The following is a 22,051-nucleotide window of genomic DNA, read 5'->3' on the forward strand; positions in this document are numbered from 1 at the left end:
TTAGCCCAACACGCTCGCCGGTTCGGTGAACGCCAAATCCAGGTCGGCGGCCACCCGCTCGGACAACAGCGCACCGTCGTGCGTCGAAAGCCCTTTTGCCAGAGCGGGATCCGACCGGCTCGCCGCCCGCCAGCCCTGGTCGGCGAGCTTCAGCACATACGGCATCGTCGCGTTGGTCAGCGCGAAGGTCGAGGACTTCGGTACTGCGCTGGGCATGTTCGCCACACAGTAGAACAGCGTGTCGTGCACGGTGAACGTCGGGCAATCGTGGGTGGTCGGCCGGGAGTCCTCGAAGCAGCCGCCCTGGTCGATCGCGATGTCTACCAATACGGAGCCCGGCTTCATATGTGCGACAAGCGAATTCGAGATCAGCGTGGGCGCCTTGCCGCCCGGCACCAGGACGGCGCCGATCACCAGGTCGGCCGCTTTGACGGCGCCTTCGAGCTCGTAGGCCGATGAGTAGCGGGTGCGGACCGCGCCGCCGAACTCCGCGTCGAGCCGGCGAAGCTTGTCGATGTTGACGTCGAAAACCGTGACCGCCGCGCCCATGCCGGTGGCCACCCGGGCGGCGTTGTAGCCCGCGGTGCCGCCGCCGATCACCACCACGTCGGCCGGTTCGACGCCGGGCACCCCGCCCATCAGCACGCCGCGACGATGGGGAGGCCCGCCGTGGGTCCGCATCAGTTGATAAGCCCCGACCTGCGCGGAAAGCCGGCCCGCGACTTCGCTCATCGGCGCCAGCAGCGGCAGCGCGCCGTCGGCCGATTGGACGGTCTCGTACGCGATCGAGGTCGTGCCGGACGACAACAACGCCTCGGTGCAGGCGCGCGATGCGGCCAAATGCAAGAACGTGAACAGGGTCTGGCCGCGCCGCAGGCTGGCGTACTCGTCGGGCAGCGGTTCTTTGACCTTGAGCAGCAGATCGGCCTCGGACCACACTTGCCCGGCGGTGTTGATCAGCTGGGCACCCGCCGCCTTGAAATCCGCGTCGGAGATTGCCGAGCCCTCGCCGGCGCCCGCCTGCACGAGCACCTCGTGGCCGCGGCGCGTCAGTTCGACCACGCCGGACGGGGTGAGGGCCACCCTGAATTCGTTGTTCTTGGTCTCGGTCACGACGCCGACGCGCATGGCTCAAGTGTGAAGAAAGTTCGGGCAGCCTTCAAACATGCTGACGATAATTCTATAAAGTACGCATATGGCCGATAAGACAGCGAAACCAGCGGCTGCCCCGGACGATTCACCGAAGGATGTTCGGCCCGTTGATCTACCCGTCGATCTGGACGGCGTGGACCGTAGGATCCTGGGTTTGCTGCACGCCGATGCGCGCATCCCCAACAACGCGCTCGCCGAGGCGGTCGGGATCGCGCCGTCGACGTGTCATGGCCGGGTGCGCCGGTTGACGGACCTTGGCGTCATCCGGGGTTTCTACACCGACATCGACCCGGTCGCGGTGGGGATGCCCCTGCAGGCGATGATCTCCGTCAGCCTGCAGTCCCACGCGCGCGGCAAGATCCGCAGCTTCATCGCACAGATCCGCCGCAGGCGGCAGGTGATGGACGTCTATTTCCTCGCCGGCGCAGACGATTTCCTGTTGCACGTGGCCGCGCGCGACACCCAGGACCTGCGCTCGTTCGTGGTCGAAAACCTCAACGCCGACGCCGACGTCGCCGGCACCCAGACATCGCTGATCTTCGAACATCTCCGTGGGGCGGCACCCATCTAGGGCATATGATCCACCAATGAGTGAACCCTGTGTGTCGGCCAGCGTTCAGATCGACGCCCGCCCGGACGTGGTCTACGGGCTCATCACCGACCTGCCGACGCTGGCGTCGCTTGCCGAGGAGGCGGTGGCGATGGAATGGCTCAAGGGTGACGCCGTCCGCCCCGGTGCGGTGTTCGTCGGGCACAACCAAAACGGCGGCAAGCGGTGGAGCACGAAATGCACCGTCACCGACGCCGAGCCGGGCCGCACCTTCGCGTTCGACGTGCGGCACACGGTCTTCCCGATCGCGCGGTGGCAATACGACATCACCGACTTGGCGGCGCTTGATTTGGACGCGTCGGGCGGCGGGTGCCGGGTCACCGAAAGCACCTGGGACCGCCGGCCGGGTTGGTTTGCCAAGCTCGCGGGCAGGGCCACCGGCGTGACCGACCGGGTGGCCGCCAACAGAAAACACATCGAGCTCACCCTGCAGCGCCTCAAGCAGCGCGCCGAGGGCGGGTAACTCCAGGGCGGTGGCACCGATGACAAGACGCGATCCCGCCGTAGCCGTCGTCGGAGCCGGCATGTCCGGGTTGTGCGTCGCAATTGCGTTGCTGCGCAGCGGGATTACCGATGTCACCATCTACGAGAAGGCCGACGAGGTGGGCGGCACCTGGCGCGAGAACACCTATCCCGGCCTGGTCTGCGACATACCCTCGCGGGTCTACCAGTACTCGTTCGCCCGCAAACCCGACTGGTCGCACCTGTTCTCGCCGGGCGGCGAAATCCAGGCGTATTTCTGTGCCATCGCCGATCGCTTCGGGCTGCGGGACCGCATCCGGTTCGGCACCGAAGTCACCCATGCCCACTTCGAGGACGGCCGCTGGGTGCTGCACACGGATGCCGGCGACGAGTCCACCGTGGACTTCCTGATCTCGGCCACCGGCGTGCTGCATCACCCCCGGATGCCGTCGATCCCCGGCCTGGACGACTTCGCCGGCCACGTCTTCCATTCGGCGCGCTGGGATCACGACGTCACGTTGCGGGGGCGCCGAATCGCGGTGGTGGGCAACGGATCTACCGGTGTCCAGCTCGTCTGCGGCCTGGCCGGGCTGGCCGGTCACGTCACGATGTTCCAGCGCACCGCACAATGGGTGCTGCGGCTGGCCAATCCCCGATACAGCAGGTTCACCGCCATTACCCGGCGGAAGATCCCGTGGCTCGACGGGTTGGCGTATCGCGGGTACAGCCGCGCCTACGACTTCTTCTCGGTGGGACTGATCAAGCCCGGCTTGCGCCGACGGATCATGGCGGCGCTGTGCCGCGCCAGCCTCTGGGAGGTGCGCGATCGCGAACTGCGCCAGGCGCTGACACCGGACTACACGCCGGCGTGCAAACGGTTGGTGATGTCGAACGGCTTTTACCGGGCGATGCAGCGCGACGACGTCGAGCTGGTCACCGCCGGCATCGACCACGTGGAGCGGCGCGGCATCGTCACCGACGACGGCGTGCTGCACGAGACCGACATCATCGTGTTCGCAACGGGATTCGACACGCACGCGTTCTTCCGGCCGATGGAGCTGATCGGCCGGGACGGCATCCGCGCCAACGACGTCTGGCGCGACGGTCCGAGGGCCTACCAAACCGTCGCCCTGTCGGGCTTTCCCAACTTCTTCATGATGCTCGGGCCGCACAGCCCGGTGGGAAACCTGGCGCTCACGACGGTGGCCGAATCACAGTCCGACCACATCCTGGGCTGGATCGAGCGCTGGCGCCGCGGCGAATTCGACACGATCGAGCCGACGGCCTCGGCAACCGAGCGTTTCAACGCGAAGCTGCGTGCCGCGATGCCGGACACCGTGTGGACCACCGGCTGTAACAGCTGGTATCTGAACAAAGACGGGGTGCCCGAGGTGTGGCCGCTGACCCCGGCCGAGCACCGCTCCATGCTGGCCAACCCCGATCCCAGTCAGTACGAGTTGGCCTAAATCCCTCGGACATCCCACGGAAATCCCTCGGAATCCCTCGGGCGCAAAACCCGGTACCGGCGGTTTCGCATATCTGGGCCGAGTCACTATACTTGCCCGTGATGTTCACCGTCGACGACCAGGCCGCCGGGCCCCACTATGGCAGGTCCGGGACGTCGCTGGACCACGAGCGCCTCGTGCTCGAGGCTCGCGACGTCGAGTTCGACTGGGCGAAGCTGCCGCTTCACTACGTGCCCGGCGAGCCGTTTGCCACCCACGTCCTCGACGTGTTGCACCTGCTGCTGCCGGCGGGCGAGGAATTTTTCGTCGACGTCTTCAAGAGGACGTTGCCGTTGATCAAAGACGATCAGCTGCGGCTGGATGTGCAGGGGTTCATCGGTCAGGAGGCCGTGCATTCCCAGGCGCACTCCGGGGTGCTTGACCACTTCGCCGCCCGAGGCGTCGACGTGACGCCCTTCACCGACCAGATTGGCTGGCTGTTCGGAAAGCTGCTGGGCGAACGGCCGCGGTGGAGCCCCCGGCGACAGCACAGCTGGCTGCTGGAGCAGGTCTCCTTGGTGGCGGCGATCGAGCACTACACCGCAATTTTGGGTGAGTGGATTCTGAACGCCCCGGCGCACGATGCGATTGGCACCGACCCGACCATGCTGGACATGCTGCGGTGGCACGGGGCCGAAGAGGTCGAGCACAAGGCGGTGGCCTTCGACACCATGAAGCACCTGCGGGCCGGATACTGGCGGCAGGTGCGCGCCCAGCTGGTGGTGACGCCCGCGATGCTGTGGTTGTGGATTCGCGGGGTGCGGTTCATGTACTCGGTGGATCCGCAGCTGCCGCCCGGGACCAAGCCGCGCTGGCGGGACTACTTTCGGGCGGCCCGGCGCGGCCTGGTCCCCGGGCCCATGCGATTCATCCGGGTCGTCGCCGATTACTACCGGCCGGGGTTCCACCCGTCGCAGCTGGGCGGGCTGGGGCTCGCGGTCGACTATCTGGCCCTCTCGCCCGCCGCCCGCGCGTCGCACTGATCTATGAGCATCACGTCCCGCATCACCGCGTCCGATGGCGTCGAGCTGGCGGTTCACGCCTACACCGAGATCGACCCGGCGCGCCCGACCATCCTGGCTATCCACGGCTATCCCGACAACCACCACGTGTGGGACCCGGTGGCCGAGGAATTCGGAGCGCGCTACCCGGACCGCTACAACTTGGTGGCCTACGACGTGCGCGGAGCCGGCGAATCATCCCGTCCACCAAGACGATCCGGATACGCCTTCGGACAGCTGGTGTCCGATATCGGCGCGGTGATCGACAGCCTGGGAGTGCAGCAGGTCCACCTGCTGGCCCACGACTGGGGCTCGATTCAGGCCTGGGCCGCCGTCACGGATGATCCGGTGATGGGCGACTCGGTCATGGGCAGGGTCGCCTCCTTCACGTCGATCTCGGGTCCGCACCTGCGATACGCGGGCGCCTTCCTGCGATCCGGCCGCTCGCCCCGGACGCTGGCCCAGGTCGCCAGGCAATTGGTGTCGTCGGGCTATATCGGTTTCTTCCTGTGTCCGGTTGTGCCGGAGTTGGCGTTTCGCTCGCGCCTGGGCGTGAAAGTCGTTGAAGCTCTGGAACGTATCGGCCGGTCGAGCACGCGGAGCAAGTACCACAAGGCGCCGCGCTCCGTTGCCGACTATGTCAACGGGCTCAACCTGTACCGGGAGAACATGCCCGCGCCGTTCTTGTCGCCGGGGCCGGAGCTACCCAAAACCACCGTGGCGGTCCAGGTGCTGGTGCCGCGCAGGGACGTCTTCGTGACGCCGGCCCTGCAACGGTTCACCGGCGCGATACCCGATGGCGGCCGGGTGATTTCGATCGAGGGCGGCCATTGGGTGGTGACCTCGCGCCCCGAGGTCATCGCCCGGCTGACCGCAGAATGGGTCGACTGTAACGTCGATCACGCTGTCGATAGCACAATCAGCGGCGCCCCCGCCGGGCTGGGCGTGCGCGGCGGACCGCGCGAGGTACAAGGCAAGCTCGCCCTTGTCACCGGGGCAGGTGCCGGCATCGGCAGGGCCACCGCGGTCGAACTGGCCCGGCACGGCGCACGAAAGGTCGTGATCGTCGATCGCGACCTCGCCGCCGCCCACGAAACCGCGGACGCCGTTCGCGCCGCGTGCGCCGAGGCGGCGGTGTACCAGGCCGACGTCAGCGACGAATCCGCGATGAATAACCTTGCCGCACAAGTCCTCAACGAGCACGGCGTCGTCGACATCCTGGTGAACAACGCCGGCATCGGAATGGCCGGCCGGTTCCTGGAGACGACGTCGGCGAACTGGGACGACATCCTCGGCGTCAACGTCCGCGGCGTCATCTCCGGCAGCAGGGCGTTCGGCGCCCAAATGGTCGAGCGGGGCGAGGGCGGAACGATCATCAACGTGGCGTCCGCGGCGGCGTTCCTGCCGTCGAAATCCATGGTCGCCTACAGCACGACCAAGGCGGCGGTGCTGGCGTTCAGCGAATCACTGCGGGCCGACCTCGCCGACGAGGGGATCACCGTGACTGCGGTGTGCCCGGGGTTCGTCAATACCAACATCGCCAAAAGCACCATCTACGCGGGCATGTCGGCCGAACAGCAGGCGCGCGCCCGGGACAAGGCCGACGCGGCCTACCGGCGCCGCAACTACACACCGGAAGCCACCGCCCGAGCGATCGTCAAGGCCATCGAGCGCGGCCCGGCCGTGTTACCGATCGCCGCCGAGTCCAGGATCGGCTACGCGATGAGCCGCATCAGCCCGTCGATGATCCGGCTGTTCGCGCGTTTCGACCTGCGCCGAAAATAAGGCCAGCGCTAGGGATTTGACTGTGCCGGAAAGTATTTGGGGATCAAGCATTTGGGGATCTAGGCCCGCCGACCTCTATGGCCGCCGCGACCGCGATCGGCTGGGCACGGTGCTGTGGGGGATTCGCACGGTGATCGGCGGATTCGCCTCGGTCTCGCGATGGGAGCCGTCGCGGGTCAAGCCGGTGCGGCGGACGCAGGCCGCGGTGGTCACCAAACGCGAACTCGCGGCGCCGGACGTCGTTGCGTTGACGCTGGCCGATCCCGACGGCGGATTGCTGCCGTCCTGGACCCCGGGCGGGCACATCGACGTCCAGTTGCCGTCGGGCCGGCGACGGCAGTACTCGCTGTGCGGTCCGCCCGGGCGGCGCACCGACTACCGCATCGCCGTCCGCCGGATCGCCGACGGCGGTGGCGGTTCGATCGAGATGCACGATGCGTACGACGTGGGTGACACGTTGGTGTTCGAAGGACCGCGTAATGCGTTCTATCTGGGCGCGGCCGAGCGCGATGTGCTGTTCGTGATCGGCGGCATCGGGGTGACACCCATCTTGCCGATGTTGCAGGTGGCCCAGCAGCGCGGAATCGACTGGCGCGCCGTCTATGCGGGCAGCAGCCGCGAGTTCATGCCGTTCCTGCGCGAGGTGGTCGCGGTGGCGCCAGATCGGGTCACCGTGTGGGCCGACGACGAGCACGGCCGAGTGGCCGGCGTGGACGAGCTACTGGCCGGCGCCGGGCCGACGACGGCGGTCTACGTGTGCGGACCCACCGGCATGCTGGAAGCGGTGCGCGTGGCCCGCAACGAACATGCCGATGCGCCACTGCATTACGAGCGGTTCAGCCCGCCGCCGGTGGTTGACGGCGTTCCCTTCGAGCTCGAGCTCGCGCGCTCCGACCGGGTGCTGCGCGTGCCCGCGAATCGGTCCGCGCTGGACGTGATGCTCGACCACGATCCGACGACCGCCTACTCCTGCCAGCAGGGTTTCTGTGGGACCTGCAAGGTCAAAGTCCTTGCCGGACAAGTCGATCACCGCGGCCGAACCGCGGTCGGCAACGACGAGATGGTGGTCTGCGTGTCGCGGGCAAAAGGCGATCGTCTGGTCATCGACGCCTGACGGGGTCAGTCTCGTGCCGAAGATCGATACAGCCGGTAGCCGACATGAGGCACGGGCACGTCGGGCAGTGGCTTCCAGACCAGGGTGCGGCCGTCGAGGCGGAAGTTTCTCTTCTCGTAGAATTCGCGTGCCTTGCAGTTCTTTTCGGCGCACCACAAGATCACGTCGCCGGAGGGGTTGGCGCGCACCGCCGTGTCGAGCAGGCGGCCACCGATGCCGCAGCCCTGGCTTTCCTCCGCGGTGTAGAGGGCGTCGATTTGTAGGTCTTCGGGATTGACCTCGTCGGGTCCGAAGATGGTCACGCCGACTGTCGTGCCGTCGGCCTCGGCGATCCACATGGACCAGCCGGGTCGACTGAGATCTTGCGGGTAAGTCTCGGTGGCCCAGCGCCGTGGCGAGCCGAGTATGTCGAGCAGGTGGTCCGCCAGTATCCCCGACCACGACTGCCGCCACACGGGATAGTGCATCCGTGCGACGTCAGCGAAATCGGCCGGAGTGGCTTCTCGGATCCTGATCATTCGGTGTTCTCCGATGATCTCCGATTATCTCTGTCTCGCGAACCCTCCAAGTACGCGGCGAGGGCGTTGGTCAGACCCCGACGCGCCATGTCGAGGTCGGCATACGACCCCAGCTGGCGCTCCGACACCAGGCCGCGCATCGCGCCGGGGATGAGGGCGGCCACCTCGCGTACCCGTTCGGGATCGACGTCGAGACCGGCGAAGGCATGCTGGCAGGTGTCCAGCCAGCTCTTGCCCCAGGAGAACAGTTCGGTGGCGGTTCGCGGGTAGAGACGCTCGAGCTCGTCAGGGTCCCGGGGCAGCGCGGCCCGCAGATTCTCGATCGCGCGCGAGTCCGCCGACGCCAAGCCGCGGTAGAGCGTTTCGATGATGGCGCCGACACGCTCTCGCAGCGGTGCGTCCGGGTGGACCGGCGCGGACAGCGCGGAGAAGGTCGCGGCCCGCCGCTCGGCGGTGCGGTGCAGCACCGCGGCCCAGAAACCGTCGGTGTCGCCGAACTGGTACTGCACGGCGCCCCAGGTGGCGCCGATGTCCTTGGCGATGCGGTTGGCCGACACCGAGCCCGGTTCGCCCGATGCCAGCGACCGCAGCGCGGCCTCCAGCATGCTCTCGCGGGTCGCGTTGCCACGCCGATTGGGCCGCCGATTGGGCCGCCGATTGGGGCGCCGACCGGCGGCTTTTGTTTCGGGCACCCGCCTAGCCTAACATTTTCATAGACGGTACTGTGATTCTGCGCGCCTGTGATTCTGTTCGCGAAGGAGGGCTCTGATGGCAGGGTTAAATGGCTAAGCCGCCGTTGTCGATGAAACCGACCGGATGGTTCCAGGTCGCGTGGTCCGACGAGATCGGCGTCGGCGACGTGCACCGGATGAAGTACTTCGACCAGGAGATGGTCGCCTGGCGCGCCGAGTCCGGCGAGCTCACCGTGATGAACGCCTATTGCGAACACCTCGGCGCGCACCTGGGCTACGGCGGCAAGGTGGTAGGCGAGGTGCTGCAATGCCCGTTTCACGGGTGGCAGTGGAGCCCGCAGGGGCGCAACGTGTGCATCCCGTATCAGGACCATCCCAACCGCGGCCGGCGCATCCGCACCTATCCGGTCGTCGAACGCAACGAGTCCGTCTACATCTGGCACGACGCCGAACGTCGCGAGCCCTATTTCGACGCGCCCGACGTATTTGCCGCGTTCGGCGACGGCAGCAGCGCCGACGACTACTACCCACAGCAGCGCCTGTACCGCGAAAGCCTCGAGCTGCACCCGCAATACGTGCTGGAAAACGGCGTCGACTTCGCGCACTTCAAGTTCGTGCACAACACCCCGATCGTGCCGGTCTTCACCCGGCACGACTTCGACGAGCCGGTCTCGTTCGTCGACTTCACCATCACCTTCGAAGGCGACGACGGCCAGAAGATCGAGGACGTCAACAGCGGGGTGGAGGCCATCAACGGCGGCCTGGGAATCGCTGTGACCAAGAGCTGGGGCATGGTCGACAACCGCACCATCTCGGCGATCACACCGGTCGACGAGCGCACCTCGGACGTCCGGTTCATGGTCTACATCGGCCGCCCTAAGGTTGGCGCGGGCAAGGATCCGGCCCGGGCCGAGACCAGGGCGCAGGAGTTCGGCCGCGAAGTGATCCGCCAGTTCGAGCAGGATGTCGAAATCTGGCAGCACCAACGTTATTCGGATCCACCCGCGCTGGCCACCGATGAGTACGAGGGTTTCACCGCGATTCGCAAGTGGGCCAAGCAGTTCTACGCAGCATCCCAGAAAGGCTGAACTTCATGAACGCACCCGCTCGACCGATCCGCGTCTTCCAGGTCGGAAGTGGAAACGTCGGCTCGGAGATGATCAAGCGGATCGCCACCCAGCCCGACCTGGAACTCGTTGGCGTGCACTGCTATTCGCCGGAGAAGGTCGGCAAGGACACGGGCGAGTTCGCCGGCTTGGCTCCCAACGGGGTGACGTTTACCGGGAGCGTCGAGGAGATCATCGCCGCCAAGCCCGATGTGCTGACGTTTCACGGCGTCTTTCCCGATGAGGACCTCTACGTCAAAGTGCTCGAGGCCGGGATCAACATCGTCACCACCGCCGACTGGATCACCGGCTGGCATCGCGACAAGAACCACCCGCACCCGTCTGGCAAGCCGGTGACCCAGCTGCTGGCGGAGGCGTGCGAGAAGGGCGGTGCGAGCTTCTACGGCACCGGGATGAACCCGGGGCTGAACCAGATTCTGGGCGTCGTGTGCTCGGCCGACGTCGCCGACATCGAGAACATCACCACCATCGAATCCGTCGACGTGTCATGCCACCACTCCAAGGACACCTGGATCGAGGTCGGCTACGGCCAGCCCGTCGACGATCCCGAAATCCCGTCGAAGTTGGAGAAGTACACCCGCGTCTTCGCCGACAGCGTGCTGATGATGGCGGATTGCTTCGATCTGCCGCTCGACGAGGTCAAGTTCAGCTACGAATTGGGCGCCTGCACCAAGGACGTCGACCTGGGCTGGTACACGCTCCCCAAGGGCTCGCTGGGCGGCAACTATCTCAAATACCAGGGCATCGTCGACGGGGTGCCGCGGGTCGAGACGCACCTGGAGTGGCAGATGACCCCGCACACCGACCCGAGCTGGAACATCAAGGGCTGCTACATCACCCAGATCAAGGGCGACCCGTGCATCTACAACAAACACATGATTTTCCCCAAACCCGGTGTGGACCTGTCCAACCCGGACAACTTTGCCTCGATCGGCATGACCGTGACCGGGATGCCCGCGTTGTACTCGATCAAGTCGGTGGTGGCGGCGCCCCCGGGACTGATCACCAGCGCCGACCTGCCGCTGCGCGGCTTCGCGGGGCGGTTCAAGAGGTAGCACCGGTGATGGGGCGTCAAGGGGCTTCGTCGTCGTCGTCGTCATCGTCATCGTCATCGTCGAAGAGGCGTTCCGGGTGGTGGTAGTCGTTGGTGCGCGCGCCGCGGTCCAGCTGCGGTGGTGGGATCCACGCGGTGCGACCATCGGGGAGTTTCCTTGTCCGCCAGCCTTTTTCGATCAGCTTGTGGTGGGGTGTGCAGGCGAAGGTGAGCTTGTCCGCATCGGTCATCCCGCCTGTGGCCCAGTCGTCGACGTGGTGGACCTCGGACCAGTAGCCGGGTCCGTCGCAGCCGGGGTGGGTGCAGCCGCGATCCTTCGCGTAGAGGACTATTCGTTGATCCGGTGACGCGATTCGTCTTGACCGGCCCAGGTACAACGGCCGGCTTGAGTGGTCGTCGAACACGGCCAGGTAGTGGTAGGCGTGGCCGGCCATGCGGATCACGTCGCGCATCGGCAGCAGCGTCCCGCCGCCCGTGACTGCCCGGCCCGCGCCCGACGTCAGTTCCTGCAGCGTGGTCGACACGATGACGGTGACCGGCAAGCCGTTGTGCACGCCGAGTTTCGGATCGCCCAACCGGCCGCGCACCAGGGCGTTCAGCGCGTCGTGCTGGCGCTGGGCATGGTTGCGCGTGTCGCTGACCGCCGACTCCTCGGTGGGTTCGCCTTCGACGCAAGGGGTTTGGTCGTCCGGATTGCACATTCCGGGCGCGGCGAACCGGGCCAGCCACGCGTCGAGGCCGGCGCGCAATTCCGGGGATGCCACCAGCTTCCCGAGGCTCATCCCGTCGGGGCGCTGACCGCACCATGTGAAGCCGCGCTTCCGCGCGCGGTCAGAGTCGGAGAATTTGCCGTCGGGATTGATCCGCAGCGCGCATTGGTGCGCCACCTTCTGAAGCTGGTCGGGACGCAGCTTCATCGCCTGGCGGGCCAGAAAGCGCTCGGCTTTTTCTACCGTTTCGACGGGTATCGCATCCGGCAGGTCAGCGACGAATGTCTGAATCACCCGCACGTGCTGACCGTCAAGCAGCCCCTCGCGCCAGGCCTCGGCGGTGGCCGGCAGCTCGGGTGGCAATTCCTCGCCCGTGAGCGTCAGGCGCGGGGAAAGCTGTTTGGCGTCGCGGACCCGACGGCCGGCTTCGGCGCAGCTGATCCGCAGCCAGTCGGCGACCACTTTGTGGACCGGGCCGCCAATGTCGGCCGGATCCTCTTTCGCGAGGCCGCCGATGACGTCGTTGCTTACGGCCATCTGTCGTCGTCGGGCCGTCTCCATTCGCTCCAGCAGGCGCAGCCTGACCGCGGGGCTCAGGACGTCGAAGTTCAGGCGCCGGATCGCCGCGTCGGCGGCGTCCTGCGCTTCCAAAGCGGCAGCCACTTCGGCCGGAACCTCGATCGAACGCATGTTCGAATTCTAGGTCCTGCGCCCCACCCGAGGCCACCGAGAACGCGTACGTTGTGGATGAACGCCCAACTGTGGATAAGGCTCGCGGCCAAGGACAGTTCCGCGTTTTTCGCGGCAGCGGCGCGGGTAATATCCAGTGATGCGCGCGGGATTTGTATTTGCGGCAGCCGCGGTCGCCATGGTCACCGCCGCATCCGTGTGCGCCACTGGTTCGGCCGACACCCCGTCCGACGGTCCACCGTTCCCGATCGGTCAGATGGGCGTACCCCTGCATGCGCAGGCGGCCAACGGCGCGACCGCCGACATCACTGTCAACAGCGCAACGTGGTTACCGCCGGGGTGCACCACTCATTTTGCGGCTCCGACGCCTGGCTCCGCGTGCAACGTGGTGGAACTGACTATCACCGCGACATCGCACCGGTTCTTCCAGTTCGACCAGCGCTACATGTTTGCCAGCTACGGCGGCGGCAATCAGCCGTGGACCCATCCCGACGACGCGCCGCAGCCGGCAACGCTTGCGGTCGACTACCGGAGGCTCGACAAGATGCCCCCGCTGCAATCGGGTGGCCTTCACGACGGGCAGACCGCGCATGGATTCGTCGGCTTCGGTATGCCAACGGCGGGCGACCTATACATCACGATCAACGACCCCGCGCAACGCGCGCCCTACACCGAAGCGGGCTGGATCGTCCACACCTGATCTGCGCGAGAGACGCACGCCGTGGCGCGGAACCGCCCCGGTCTAGGGTGAAGGCCATGCGGGTAGGCGTGCTGGGAGCCAAGGGCAAGGTCGGGGCGACGATGGTGGGCGCCGTGCAGGCAGCCGACGACCTTGCGCTGTCCGCCGAGGTGGATGCCGGTGATCCGCTGAGCCTGCTGACCGACGGCGACACCGAGGTTGTCATCGACTTCACCCACCCGGACGTCGTGATGGACAATCTGAAGTTCGTGATCGACAACGGAATTCACGCCGTCGTTGGCACGACCGGTTTCACCGCGGAGCGCCTCGAGCGGGTGGAGGCGTGGCTGGCCGATAGCCCCGACACGGCCGTGCTGATCGCGCCCAACTTCGCGATCGGGGCGGTGCTGTCGATGCACTTCGCCAAGCAGGCCGCGCCGTTCTTCGACTCGGCAGAGGTCATCGAGCTGCATCATCCGCACAAGGCCGATGCCCCGTCGGGCACCGCGGCCCGAACCGCCAAGCTGATCGCCGAGGCCCGAAAAGGCTTGCCGCCCAACCCCGATGCCACCAGCACCAGCCTGCCTGGCGCCCGGGGCGCCGACGTCGACGGAATTCCGGTGCACTCGGTGCGGCTGGCCGGCCTGGTCGCCCATCAGGAGGTGCTGTTCGGGACCGAGGGGGAGACGCTGACCATCCGTCACGACAGCCTGGACCGCACGTCGTTCGTGCCGGGCGTGCTGATGGCGGTGCGCCGCATCCGGGAACGCCGCGGCCTCACGGTTGGCATCGAGCCCCTGCTCAACCTGCATTAAGAACCCGCGATGACCAAGACGCTGCGCATCCAGCTGCTCATCGCGTTCTTGTGCGTCGCGCTACTGGTGTACTTCGTGCTGCTGGGCCGCATGGCCGTCGTGATGATCGGCTCGGGGCGGTCCGCCGCCGTGGGCCTGGGGCTGGCGCTGCTGGTCATGCCGATCGTCGGGCTGTGGGCGATGATCGCCACCCTTCGGGCAGGATTCGCCCACCAGAGGCTGGCCCGCCTGATCGCGGAGGACGGAATGGAACTCGACACGAGTGCGCTGCCGCGACGGCCGTCGGGACGCATCGAGCGGGACGCGGCCGACGAGCTGTTCGCTACCGTGCGCGCCGAGGTTGAAGACGATCCCGACGATTGGCGCCGCTGGTACCGGCTGGCCCGGGCCTACGACTACGCGGGGGATCGCCGCCGGGCCCGCGAGGCCATGAAGACAGCTGTCCAAATGCAGGCGAGCCGATGAGCAAGACGGGAGGGGTTATGGCCGTCCGCCGGGTCCCATCATTCCGCCGGGTCCCATCATTCCGCCGGAACCGCCCATCATGCCTTGCATCATGGCGGGCATTCCGTCGCGTACGAACCCGCTGACTTCGCGGGCGTGGGCGCGAATCGTCTCGGTGAGGACGGGATTGTCGGAGATTTCTTCGGCGACGACGCCTGTGGGCGTGAGCGTCAGTTGGCGACGGTAACCGCCGGCGTTGCGGAACAGCGTTGGCAGGCTCTGGCTCATACACATGACCTCGGAACCCTGGCCGAGGTGGGAGTACATGCTGGACACGTGTGCGTGCAGTTTCGCAGCCAGGTCGGGGGCATTTGATTCGGTGGTGGTGCGCACCCCTCCGGGGATCTCCTCGACGGTGCGGGTGATCTCGGTGTGTCGGTTGAACATGTCCATGTAGAGGCTCATGTCCGCCGGACTTGCACCCATCATGCCGCCGTCGGTCAAGCGGACTCGCGGGACGGGTGAACCAAAGACCCCGCGAAGGGCATATCCGATACCCAGCACCGCGCCAGCACCAAGCGCGGCAAGTGCTGCCCGCCGCGTGAATGTAGCCATCGGGTGGCCTCCTAAGCGCCTCGGTGGTATGTCTTCAACGAATAGACTTGGAGCTCAACGCTTCCCGTGTGGCTACATCAATCGACGGTAGAAGTCGTCATCGTCCGTTTCGCTTCGCCCAATCCGGGCCGGGGCATCGTGTCGCGGTCTGATAGCAAAACCAACCGCGATGCTCGTGACGGCGAAGACCAACGCCCACAAAATCACCATCGACGGAAGGTGGGCGATCGCGCTGCACCAGCCCCAGCCATTCCCGCCATACCACATCGTCATTACATTTCCTCCAAGGTCGCCGCCCTTCGTGAAGGGTACCCCGGTAGGGTATATAGGGTCAAGAGTTCCGCAACTTGGCCCGCTGTTCTCACCGGGGCAAGAAGGGGCGCGGTGACATCTGGTTTCCTATGTGGAGGGATACTCTATTGCTCTCCAGCCGGACTGCCGCTCCGGCGCGGCCATCAGATGGGAGCCAGCGGATGCCGCGACTGCTTATCGTCCATCACACGCCGTCGCCGTTCACGCAGGCGATGTTCGAGGCGGTCCTGTCCGGAGCGACCGACCCCGAGATCGAGGGTGTTGAGGTGGTGCGGCGGCCGGCACTTACCGTCGCCCCGGCCGACATGCTCGAGGCGGACGGCTATCTCCTGGGAACCCCCGCCAATCTCGGCTACATGAGCGGCGCCCTCAAGCACGCGTTCGACGTCTGCTACTACCCGTGCCTCGACGCGACGCGCGGGCGCCCGTTCGGGCTGTACCTGCACGGCAACGAGGGCACCGAGGGAGCCGAACGCGCCGTGGAGGCGATCACCACCGGGCTCGGTTGGGTGAAAGCCGCTGAGCACGTGGTGGTGTCGAGCAAGCCGAGCAAGGATGACCTGGAGGCGTGCTGGAATCTCGGCGCGACGGTTGCGGCTCAGCTCATGGGGTAGGCAACGTAGCCGAGGGCGCCCGCGAGAACGGCGAACTTGATGAGGGCCGCGATCCGCGCGCGCCGCGCGTGAACGGCAATCCGCCTGCGCTCGAGCACCTTCAGCAGCGACGCCCCCTCCACCGCGTCGCCGGCGACTGCGACGAGCACAACGGCGGGCAAGAAGGCCGGATGGCCGCGCCGCCGCCGCGTGCGATCGACCAGGAGCGCCGTGAGGATGCCATAGGTCGTCATGTAGCCGAAGTCCAGCCACAGCGACAATCGCGCGGCACGCTGACCGTCGGAGCCCCACCGGGTCATGATCTCCTCGGCTCGAGATGCGCTGCCGGCCAGCTCAAATGGGATGATCCCGGGCCCGCCGCTGCGCCGCATTCGACGCTCCAGCACGAGCATTCCCGCCGTGTATCCCACGAAGCAAGCGGCGGCCGTCGCCAGCCGATTGTCCCGTATGCGCTGGATCACCGTGCTGACCTCCTAAGCCGGCTGGAACGCGTCGGCCGGCTGAGCCAAAGCCAGCGCCGAGCTGGTGCCGATGGGCCCGTGCCGGTCGAACAGGGTCGCGGCGCCGGTGGCCACACCGGCTGTGCCGTAGTGGCTTTGGGCCGCGAGGCCAAGGAATTCACCGTCGGGCAATCGGCTCGCGGTGACCGTGTAGTCGGCGTTGATATAGCGCAATCCGCCTGTGCCCCAATGGGTCAGCGAGCTGGTGATGTCGCCGACGAATGCCAGGCGGGTAAACGGCGTGAGGGGATAGCCGTCCACCATCGGACGGAACAATCGCACCCAGGCGAACTTCTGCGAGTGCGACTGCTCCCACTCGCCCGCGGCGATGCCGGGACTGCCTTCCAGGGTGGCGCCGTATCCCCAGATGAGGAACGGCATGTCGGCCGGGAAGCCGTCGGAGTGCGTCGGCAGCGGCGGCATCTCTACCGGCGAGGACCAGACCCGTCCGTCGGGATGATCACCCCGCCGCAGAAACAGCGCGCTGGCCCGCGCGACCGTCGTCCCGTTCTGCACCAGCGCCGCATCCACCAGTTTGATGCGCCGGCCTTCCCGCTGCACCGACGTCTCAATCCGCACCGGTTCGGGCAGCGCCGGACGCAACAGATCAACCGTGAAGCGGGCGGGCTGGAACTCGGGATCGATACCGGATCGCTCTATCCCCCAACCCAACAAACCGCCGACGTTCTGGCCGCCCATCGCCGCGCCCCACGGTCCCCGCGTCAGCGCGCCCGGCAAATAGAACTCGCCATCGACAGTGAAGAAAGCCTCGGGCATGATGGCGGAATCCTCGGTCGTCACCAGTATCACGATAGGACACCGGATACCGGGCTAGGGCAAGGACGCTAGGACGCTAGGACGCTAGGACAAGGACAGGGCATGCCTGCAGTGATCGAAATTCCCCGTGACCGCAACCCGTTCCCGAGCACCGGCGTCTCCCGTGATCCCAACGGCATCCCGCGCTACGATCGGCTGCCCGCCACGCTGCTGGACATGCTCGCCGAGCAAGTCGACAACCGCCCGAACAGCGAGGCCGTCGTCGAGCTCGGGGCCGGCCGGCTGACGTACCGGGAACTGTGGAACCGCGCGGCGCGGGTGGCCGGCGGCCTGCGGGCCGAGGGGCTCGGCCCGGGTGACCGTGTCGCCGTGCGCTACCCGGCCGGCATCGACTGGGTGCTCGCATTCTGGGGCATCGTGATGGCCGGGGGCGTTGCGGTGCCGGTCAATACGCGATCGGCGCAGCCCGAGATCGAGTTCGTCCTGTCCGACTCGGGAGCGCGTATGGACCTCGCGCCCGACGCCCCGCTGCCCGACGGCGAGCCGCATGTGACCCACGGCCTCAGCCATACCGACACGGCAGCGCTGTTCTACACCTCGGGAACCACCGGCCACCCCAAGGGCGTGCCGACCACTCATGAGGCGTTCGTGACCAACACCGAGAACGCGATCCGGTGTCTCGACCAGCCGAGGGATCTCGGCGAGGGCATGCGCACGCTGATCTCGGTGCCGCTGTTCCACGTGACCGGGTGCAACTCACAGCTTTTGGCCGCGGCCCGTCTCGGGGGAGCGTCGGTGATCATGCCCGCGCTCAACCTCGACGAACTGATCGCCACGCTGAGTGCCGAGCGAATCTCGGTCATGGTGACCGTTCCGGCGATCTACGCTTTAATGTTGCGGCACAAGGCCTTTGGAAGCGCCGACGTGTCCGGGGTCCGCTGGGTGGGATATGGCGGCGCGCCGATCGCCCCGTCGTTGGTGCGATCGGTGAAGGAGGCGTTCGGCCAAGCCACGGTGTTCAACGGGTACGGCATGACCGAGACCGCCTCGCTGATGACCGTCCTGCCCGACGATGACGCGGTCGAGCACGCCGACTCGGTCGGATACGCGGTGCCGTCGGTGGATCTCGGCCTGGTCCCGTTCGGCGGCGACGAGCCCGGCGTGGGCGAATTGGTGGTGCGCGGGGCCAATGTGAGCAGCGGTTACTGGAACCGGCCCGAGGCCACCTCCGCCACGATCGTGGACGGCTGGTTGCACACCGGCGACGTGGTACGGGTCGACGACGCGGGCCGGGTGCACATCGTCGACCGGCTCAAGGACATCATCAACCGCGGCGGCGAGAACGTATCCAGCGTCGAGGTGGAAGCGGTGCTGCTGTCGGCGCCCAATGTCGCGGATGCGTGCGTGCTGGCGGTGCCCGACGAGGTCATGGGGGAGAAGGTCGGTGCGGTGCTGTTCGGCGACCAAGACCGGATCGACGTGACGGCCGTGCTCGACCATTGCCGCGCCCAGCTGTCCGACTTCAAGGTGCCGCAGTACGTGACGGTGGTGGACAGCGCGCTGCCCCGCAACGCCGGCGGCAAACTGCTCAAGGGCAAACTCCGCGAGCAGGTCCAGTGGGGCGACCCGCTGCGATGACGCTACTGATCGCCAACCGCGGCGAGATCGCGCTTCGAATCATCCGCACCGCAACGGAATTGGGCCTGCAAACGGTCGCGGTCTATGCCGAGGACGACGCCGACAGCCCGCACGTGCATGCGGCCGACGAGGCGATCGGCCTACCCGGCGCCGGTCCGCCGGCCTACCTGGATCACGCCCAGATACTGTCGGCCGCAAAAAAGTCCGGCGCCGCACTGATTCATCCGGGCTACGGCTTCCTCAGCGAGAACGCTGCGTTCGCCCGCGCGTGCCGGGCGAACGGATACACGTTCGTAGGGCCCGACGCCGACGTGCTGGAGCTGGCCGGCAACAAATCGTCGGCCCGTACCGCCGCGATCGCCGCCGGGCTGCCGGTGTTGCCCGCAACCGACGGCCCGAGCACCGTCGAGGACGTCGCGGCGTTTTTCGCAGCCCAGTCGGGCGGGATCATGATCAAGGCGCTTGCCGGCGGCGGCGGGCGGGGAATGCGCCAGGTGCGCAGCGCCGACCACATCGCCGACGCCTACCGCCAGTGCGCCGCGGAGGCACAACTGGGCTTCGGCGATCGGGCGCTGTTCGCCGAGGCGCTTCTCGACGCCGCGCGGCACATCGAGGTCCAAGTCGTGGGCGCACCGGCCGGGTATCAGACGCGCGCGCTGGCTCTCGGCGATCGCGACTGCAGCATCCAGCGGCGCTACCAAAAGCTCGTGGAAATCGCGCCTGCGCAAGGGCTTTCGGATGGTCTGCGCCGAGAACTGCATCAGGAGGCCGTCCGGATCTGCGCCAGGGTCGGCCTGCACGGGCTGGCGACGGTCGAGTTCCTCGTCACCAACCGCCAGCACGTCTTCCTCGAGATCAACCCCCGTATTCAAGTGGAGCACACGGTCACCGAGGAAACCACGGGGGTTGACCTGGTCGAGGTGCAGTTGGCCATCGCCGGTGGCGCGTCCTACTACCAGCTAGGCCTGCCGGCCGGAATCGCTTCCGACGGTACCGAAGTCATCGGGGAGCCCGCCGCGCGGCGGGGCATCGCGATACAGGCGCGGGTCAACATGGAGACGTTTGCCGCCGACGGGTCCGTCGTTCCCGCGGCCGGCACCCTGACGGTGTTTTCGCCGCCCACCGGTCCGGGAGTTCGCGTCGACAGCTACGGCCGGCCAGGGCTGGCCACCAGTACGCGATACGACTCGCTGCTGGCCAAGGTCGTCGCCCATGTGCGGGGATCGTCGTTTGCCGCGGCGGTGCGCAAGGCCCGCACCGCCCTGGGCGAGTTCGGCGTCGAGGGCGTTCGCACCAACATAGAGTTTCTGCGAGAGCTGTTGTCCGACAGCGAAATCCAGTCGGGCATAGTAACGACCGGTTTCCTCGACGAGAAGCTGCCCGAATTGGCGGCCGCGGCACTCGCCCACCGGCATGACACCAGTGTTGCCACCGTCGAGCTCCATCCGGGTGAGGAAGCGCTGCGCGCGCAGCTGGCCGGCACCGTGGTCGAGGTCGCGCCCGAGGGCGTGGAGTTCGCCCCCGGTGCCCAGCTCGTCGTCCTCGAGGCGATGAAGATGCAGCACGCGCTCGTCGCGCCGGACGCGCTGTTCACCGTGCGCCGTTTGGTGACACCCGGCCAGGTCGTCGGCACGGGAGACCCGTTACTGGTCTTCACCCGAACCGGGGCCGCCGGTGGGAGCGAGTCCGCCGGGGCCGCAATGGATCTCGATCGCCCACGCGCCGACCTCGACGAGGTTCGCGAGCGCCACCGGCTCACCCTCGACGAGGGCCGGGAGGCCGCGGTTGCCAAGCGGCACAAGCAAGGCCGGCGCACCGCGCGGGAGAACATCGCCGACCTGGTCGATGCCGGCAGCTTCGTCGAGTACGGCGCCCTGGCCATCGCCGCGCAGCGCAGCCGGCGCTCGGAAGAGGATCTGATCGCCAACACCCCGGCCGACGGCCTGGTCGCCGGCGTGGCGACCATCGGGGGAGCCGAGGCCGTCGTCGTGTCCTATGACTACACCGTCCTGGCCGGCACGCAGGGCATGCGCAACCACGCCAAGACCGACCGGGTCTTCGAGCTGGCCGCCCGAAAGCGTTTGCCGGTGGTGCTTTTCGCCGAGGGCGGCGGCGGGCGGCCCGGTGACACGGACGTCGGCGGCGCCGCCGGGCTGGATGTCCCGACCTTCCGGATGCTGGCCGGCCTCAGCGGCCGGGTGCCGCTGGTGGCGATCGTCTCCGGCCGGTGCTTCGCCGGCAACGCCGCGCTGGCGGGGGTGTGCGACGTGATCGTCGCGACCCCGGACGCCAACATCGGGATGGGCGGTCCCGCGATGATCGAGGGGGGCGGCCTCGGGGTCTACCCGCCGGAGGCGATCGGGCCGATCGACGTCCAGCGGCACAACGGTGTGGTGAGCCTGGTTGCCCGGGACGAGGCGCACGCGGTGTCGCTGGCCAAGCAGTACCTGTCGTACTTCCAGGGCAGCTCCCACGACAAGCGGGTCGAGTGGGAGGAGCCCGATCCGCGGCTGGCCCGACATGTGGTGCCGCAGAACCGGTTACGCGCTTACGACGTGCACCGGGCGATCGAGTCGATCGTCGACAGGGGATCGGTCCTGGAGTTGCGCCCCGACTACGGCGTCGGGATCGTCACCGCGCTGGTTCGTGTCGAGGGTGTGGCATACGGGTTGCTGGCCAACAGCAGCCACCACCTCGGCGGCGCGATCGACGCCGAGGCGGCCGACAAGGCCGGCGATTTCCTGGCCCTGTGCGAGTCGTTCCGGCTGCCGGTGATCTCGCTCTGCGACACGCCGGGATTCATGGTCGGGCCGGATGCGGAGAAGGACGCCGCGGTGCGGCGGTTCGGCCGGATGTTCGTTCTCGGCGCCAGGCTGACCGTGCCGCTCGGAATGATCATCCTGCGCAAGGGTTATGGACTGGGTGCGATGGCGATGGCCGGCGGCTCCTTCCGCGCGCCACAATTCACCGTGGCATGGCCGACCGGAGAGATCGGCGGCATGGGGTTGGAGGGCGCCGTGCGGCTCGGCTTCAGCAAGGAGCTCGCCGCCCTAGCCGATCCGGCCGAACGCCAACAACTATTCGACAAGCTGGTGGCGGCCGCCTATGAGCATGGCAAAGCGCTGCGGTCGGCGACCACTTTCGAACTTGACGACGTGATCGATCCCGCGGACTCCCGGGCCTGGATCACCAGGCTCCCGGGAGCCCGCGAACCAAACGGTTATCGGTGACCGTTAT

Annotated in this window: 21 protein-coding genes; 14 read left to right on the forward strand and 7 right to left on the reverse strand. The window is 67.2% G+C overall.

The annotated features are described in order from the left end of the window. Positions 1-1,128 (reverse strand): alanine dehydrogenase, encoded by a 1,128-nt coding sequence (gene ald / locus A5744_RS18910; RefSeq protein ID WP_076063612.1) that lies wholly within the window; start codon positions 1,126-1,128, stop codon positions 1-3. Positions 1,129-1,195: 67 nt separating this feature from the next. Here ald and A5744_RS18915 point away from each other — a divergent pair, with 67 nt between their 5' ends. The 6 genes from A5744_RS18915 (at position 1,196) to A5744_RS18940 (ending at position 7,629) form a co-directional block, all read left to right on the forward strand. After that, the gene (locus A5744_RS18915; protein ID WP_076063614.1) at positions 1,196-1,723 is read left to right on the forward strand and encodes an Lrp/AsnC family transcriptional regulator; all 528 of its coding nucleotides are present in this window, start codon (positions 1,196-1,198) and stop codon (positions 1,721-1,723) included. A 16-nt stretch (positions 1,724-1,739) separates the two neighbouring features. Further along, a complete protein-coding gene (locus A5744_RS18920; protein WP_076063616.1) occupies positions 1,740-2,225 on the forward strand; it encodes an SRPBCC family protein in 486 nt (161 codons plus the stop codon). Positions 2,226-2,244: 19 nt separating this feature from the next. After that, positions 2,245-3,690, forward strand: coding sequence for an NAD(P)/FAD-dependent oxidoreductase (locus A5744_RS18925; protein ID WP_076063618.1), 1,446 nt, complete (start codon positions 2,245-2,247; stop codon positions 3,688-3,690). Between the two features lie 101 nt (positions 3,691-3,791). Then, the gene (locus A5744_RS18930) at positions 3,792-4,712 is read left to right on the forward strand and encodes a metal-dependent hydrolase (RefSeq protein WP_076063619.1); all 921 of its coding nucleotides are present in this window, start codon (positions 3,792-3,794) and stop codon (positions 4,710-4,712) included. Positions 4,713-4,715: 3 nt separating this feature from the next. Beyond that, positions 4,716-6,515, forward strand: a complete 1,800-nt coding sequence (locus tag A5744_RS18935; protein ID WP_076063621.1) for an SDR family oxidoreductase — start codon at positions 4,716-4,718, stop codon at positions 6,513-6,515. A 22-nt stretch (positions 6,516-6,537) separates the two neighbouring features. Further along, positions 6,538-7,629 (forward strand): PDR/VanB family oxidoreductase, encoded by a 1,092-nt coding sequence (locus A5744_RS18940; protein WP_076063622.1) that lies wholly within the window; start codon positions 6,538-6,540, stop codon positions 7,627-7,629. Between the two features lie 5 nt (positions 7,630-7,634). On the opposite strand, the gene A5744_RS18945 is transcribed toward A5744_RS18940, so the two are convergent. Then, a complete protein-coding gene (locus A5744_RS18945; protein ID WP_076063624.1) occupies positions 7,635-8,147 on the reverse strand; it encodes a GNAT family N-acetyltransferase in 513 nt (170 codons plus the stop codon). Continuing rightward, positions 8,144-8,752, reverse strand: coding sequence for a TetR family transcriptional regulator (locus A5744_RS18950; RefSeq protein ID WP_076063626.1), 609 nt, complete (start codon positions 8,750-8,752; stop codon positions 8,144-8,146). The genes A5744_RS18945 and A5744_RS18950 overlap by 4 nt, the downstream gene beginning before the upstream one ends. 176 nt (positions 8,753-8,928) lie before the next feature. On the opposite strand from A5744_RS18950, the gene A5744_RS18955 reads away from it, so the two are divergent. Together A5744_RS18955 and A5744_RS18960 are read left to right on the forward strand one after the other, a co-directional pair. Next, positions 8,929-9,927: a Rieske 2Fe-2S domain-containing protein gene (locus A5744_RS18955; RefSeq protein WP_076063627.1), complete on the forward strand. Its 999-nt coding sequence runs from the start codon at positions 8,929-8,931 to the stop codon at positions 9,925-9,927. Between the two features lie 5 nt (positions 9,928-9,932). Then, complete coding sequence (locus A5744_RS18960) at positions 9,933-11,021, forward strand: dihydrodipicolinate reductase (RefSeq protein WP_076063629.1); 1,089 nt, start codon at positions 9,933-9,935, stop codon at positions 11,019-11,021. Between the two features lie 16 nt (positions 11,022-11,037). Here A5744_RS18960 and A5744_RS18965 read toward each other — a convergent pair whose 3' ends face one another. Continuing rightward, positions 11,038-12,420: an HNH endonuclease signature motif containing protein gene (locus A5744_RS18965; protein WP_076063631.1), complete on the reverse strand. Its 1,383-nt coding sequence runs from the start codon at positions 12,418-12,420 to the stop codon at positions 11,038-11,040. A 139-nt stretch (positions 12,421-12,559) separates the two neighbouring features. On the opposite strand from A5744_RS18965, the gene A5744_RS24700 reads away from it, so the two are divergent. From A5744_RS24700 to A5744_RS18980, 3 genes are read left to right on the forward strand one after another with little or no spacing between them, the layout of a single operon-like run. Then, on the forward strand, positions 12,560-13,120 hold the full coding sequence (locus A5744_RS24700) for a hypothetical protein (RefSeq protein ID WP_076063633.1): 561 nt from the start codon (positions 12,560-12,562) through the stop codon (positions 13,118-13,120). Positions 13,121-13,176: 56 nt separating this feature from the next. Beyond that, on the forward strand, positions 13,177-13,914 hold the full coding sequence (gene dapB, locus A5744_RS18975; protein WP_076063635.1) for a 4-hydroxy-tetrahydrodipicolinate reductase: 738 nt from the start codon (positions 13,177-13,179) through the stop codon (positions 13,912-13,914). 9 nt (positions 13,915-13,923) lie between these two features. After that, a complete protein-coding gene (locus tag A5744_RS18980; RefSeq protein WP_076063636.1) occupies positions 13,924-14,379 on the forward strand; it encodes a hypothetical protein in 456 nt (151 codons plus the stop codon). A 15-nt stretch (positions 14,380-14,394) separates the two neighbouring features. Here A5744_RS18980 and A5744_RS18985 read toward each other — a convergent pair whose 3' ends face one another. Further along, positions 14,395-14,973, reverse strand: coding sequence for a hypothetical protein (locus A5744_RS18985; RefSeq protein ID WP_076063638.1), 579 nt, complete (start codon positions 14,971-14,973; stop codon positions 14,395-14,397). Between the two features lie 473 nt (positions 14,974-15,446). On the opposite strand from A5744_RS18985, the gene A5744_RS18990 reads away from it, so the two are divergent. Continuing rightward, positions 15,447-15,899: an NAD(P)H-dependent oxidoreductase gene (locus A5744_RS18990; RefSeq protein WP_076063640.1), complete on the forward strand. Its 453-nt coding sequence runs from the start codon at positions 15,447-15,449 to the stop codon at positions 15,897-15,899. Here the strand turns inward: A5744_RS18990 and A5744_RS18995 are convergent. Next, on the reverse strand, positions 15,884-16,291 hold the full coding sequence (locus tag A5744_RS18995; RefSeq protein WP_170874536.1) for a hypothetical protein: 408 nt from the start codon (positions 16,289-16,291) through the stop codon (positions 15,884-15,886). The genes A5744_RS18990 and A5744_RS18995 overlap by 16 nt on opposite strands. A gap of 81 nt (positions 16,292-16,372) precedes the next feature. Beyond that, the gene (locus A5744_RS19000) at positions 16,373-17,200 is read right to left on the reverse strand and encodes a thioesterase family protein (protein ID WP_076063927.1); all 828 of its coding nucleotides are present in this window, start codon (positions 17,198-17,200) and stop codon (positions 16,373-16,375) included. 78 nt (positions 17,201-17,278) lie between these two features. Here A5744_RS19000 and A5744_RS19005 point away from each other — a divergent pair, with 78 nt between their 5' ends. Both A5744_RS19005 and A5744_RS19010 read left to right on the forward strand, forming a co-directional pair. Next, positions 17,279-18,814 (forward strand): class I adenylate-forming enzyme family protein, encoded by a 1,536-nt coding sequence (locus A5744_RS19005; protein WP_170874537.1) that lies wholly within the window; start codon positions 17,279-17,281, stop codon positions 18,812-18,814. Further along, the gene (locus tag A5744_RS19010) at positions 18,811-22,044 is read left to right on the forward strand and encodes a carboxyl transferase domain-containing protein (protein ID WP_076063645.1); all 3,234 of its coding nucleotides are present in this window, start codon (positions 18,811-18,813) and stop codon (positions 22,042-22,044) included. The genes A5744_RS19005 and A5744_RS19010 overlap by 4 nt, the downstream gene beginning before the upstream one ends. Positions 22,045-22,051 lie beyond the last annotated feature (7 nt).

It is taken from the genome of Mycobacterium sp. IS-1264 (assembly GCF_001954195.1).
GTDB lineage: Bacteria > Actinomycetota > Actinomycetes > Mycobacteriales > Mycobacteriaceae > Mycobacterium.

Bases quoted from the DNA above. Each gene is read 5' to 3' on its own strand.
- A5744_RS18955 (WP_076063627.1), top strand. From the start codon at position 8,929: ATGGCTAAGCCGCCGTTGTCGATGAAACCGACCGGATGGTTCCAGGTC.
- A5744_RS18945 (WP_076063624.1), bottom strand. From the start codon at position 8,147: ATGATCAGGATCCGAGAAGCCACTCCGGCCGATTTCGCTGACGTCGCA.
- A5744_RS24700 (WP_076063633.1), top strand. From the start codon at position 12,560: ATGCGCGCGGGATTTGTATTTGCGGCAGCCGCGGTCGCCATGGTCACC.
- A5744_RS18995 (WP_170874536.1), bottom strand. From the start codon at position 16,291: ATGCTCGTGCTGGAGCGTCGAATGCGGCGCAGCGGCGGGCCCGGGATC.
- A5744_RS18915 (WP_076063614.1), top strand. From the start codon at position 1,196: ATGGCCGATAAGACAGCGAAACCAGCGGCTGCCCCGGACGATTCACCG.
- A5744_RS18985 (WP_076063638.1), bottom strand. From the start codon at position 14,973: ATGGCTACATTCACGCGGCGGGCAGCACTTGCCGCGCTTGGTGCTGGC.
- A5744_RS18960 (WP_076063629.1), top strand. From the start codon at position 9,933: ATGAACGCACCCGCTCGACCGATCCGCGTCTTCCAGGTCGGAAGTGGA.
- A5744_RS18950 (WP_076063626.1), bottom strand. From the start codon at position 8,752: ATGCTGGAGGCCGCGCTGCGGTCGCTGGCATCGGGCGAACCGGGCTCG.
- dapB (WP_076063635.1), top strand. From the start codon at position 13,177: ATGCGGGTAGGCGTGCTGGGAGCCAAGGGCAAGGTCGGGGCGACGATG.
- A5744_RS18920 (WP_076063616.1), top strand. From the start codon at position 1,740: ATGAGTGAACCCTGTGTGTCGGCCAGCGTTCAGATCGACGCCCGCCCG.
- A5744_RS18930 (WP_076063619.1), top strand. From the start codon at position 3,792: ATGTTCACCGTCGACGACCAGGCCGCCGGGCCCCACTATGGCAGGTCC.
- ald (WP_076063612.1), bottom strand. From the start codon at position 1,128: ATGCGCGTCGGCGTCGTGACCGAGACCAAGAACAACGAATTCAGGGTG.
- A5744_RS18935 (WP_076063621.1), top strand. From the start codon at position 4,716: ATGAGCATCACGTCCCGCATCACCGCGTCCGATGGCGTCGAGCTGGCG.
- A5744_RS19010 (WP_076063645.1), top strand. From the start codon at position 18,811: ATGACGCTACTGATCGCCAACCGCGGCGAGATCGCGCTTCGAATCATC.
- A5744_RS18925 (WP_076063618.1), top strand. From the start codon at position 2,245: ATGACAAGACGCGATCCCGCCGTAGCCGTCGTCGGAGCCGGCATGTCC.
- A5744_RS18980 (WP_076063636.1), top strand. From the start codon at position 13,924: ATGACCAAGACGCTGCGCATCCAGCTGCTCATCGCGTTCTTGTGCGTC.
- A5744_RS19005 (WP_170874537.1), top strand. From the start codon at position 17,279: ATGCCTGCAGTGATCGAAATTCCCCGTGACCGCAACCCGTTCCCGAGC.
- A5744_RS18990 (WP_076063640.1), top strand. From the start codon at position 15,447: ATGCCGCGACTGCTTATCGTCCATCACACGCCGTCGCCGTTCACGCAG.
- A5744_RS18965 (WP_076063631.1), bottom strand. From the start codon at position 12,420: ATGCGTTCGATCGAGGTTCCGGCCGAAGTGGCTGCCGCTTTGGAAGCG.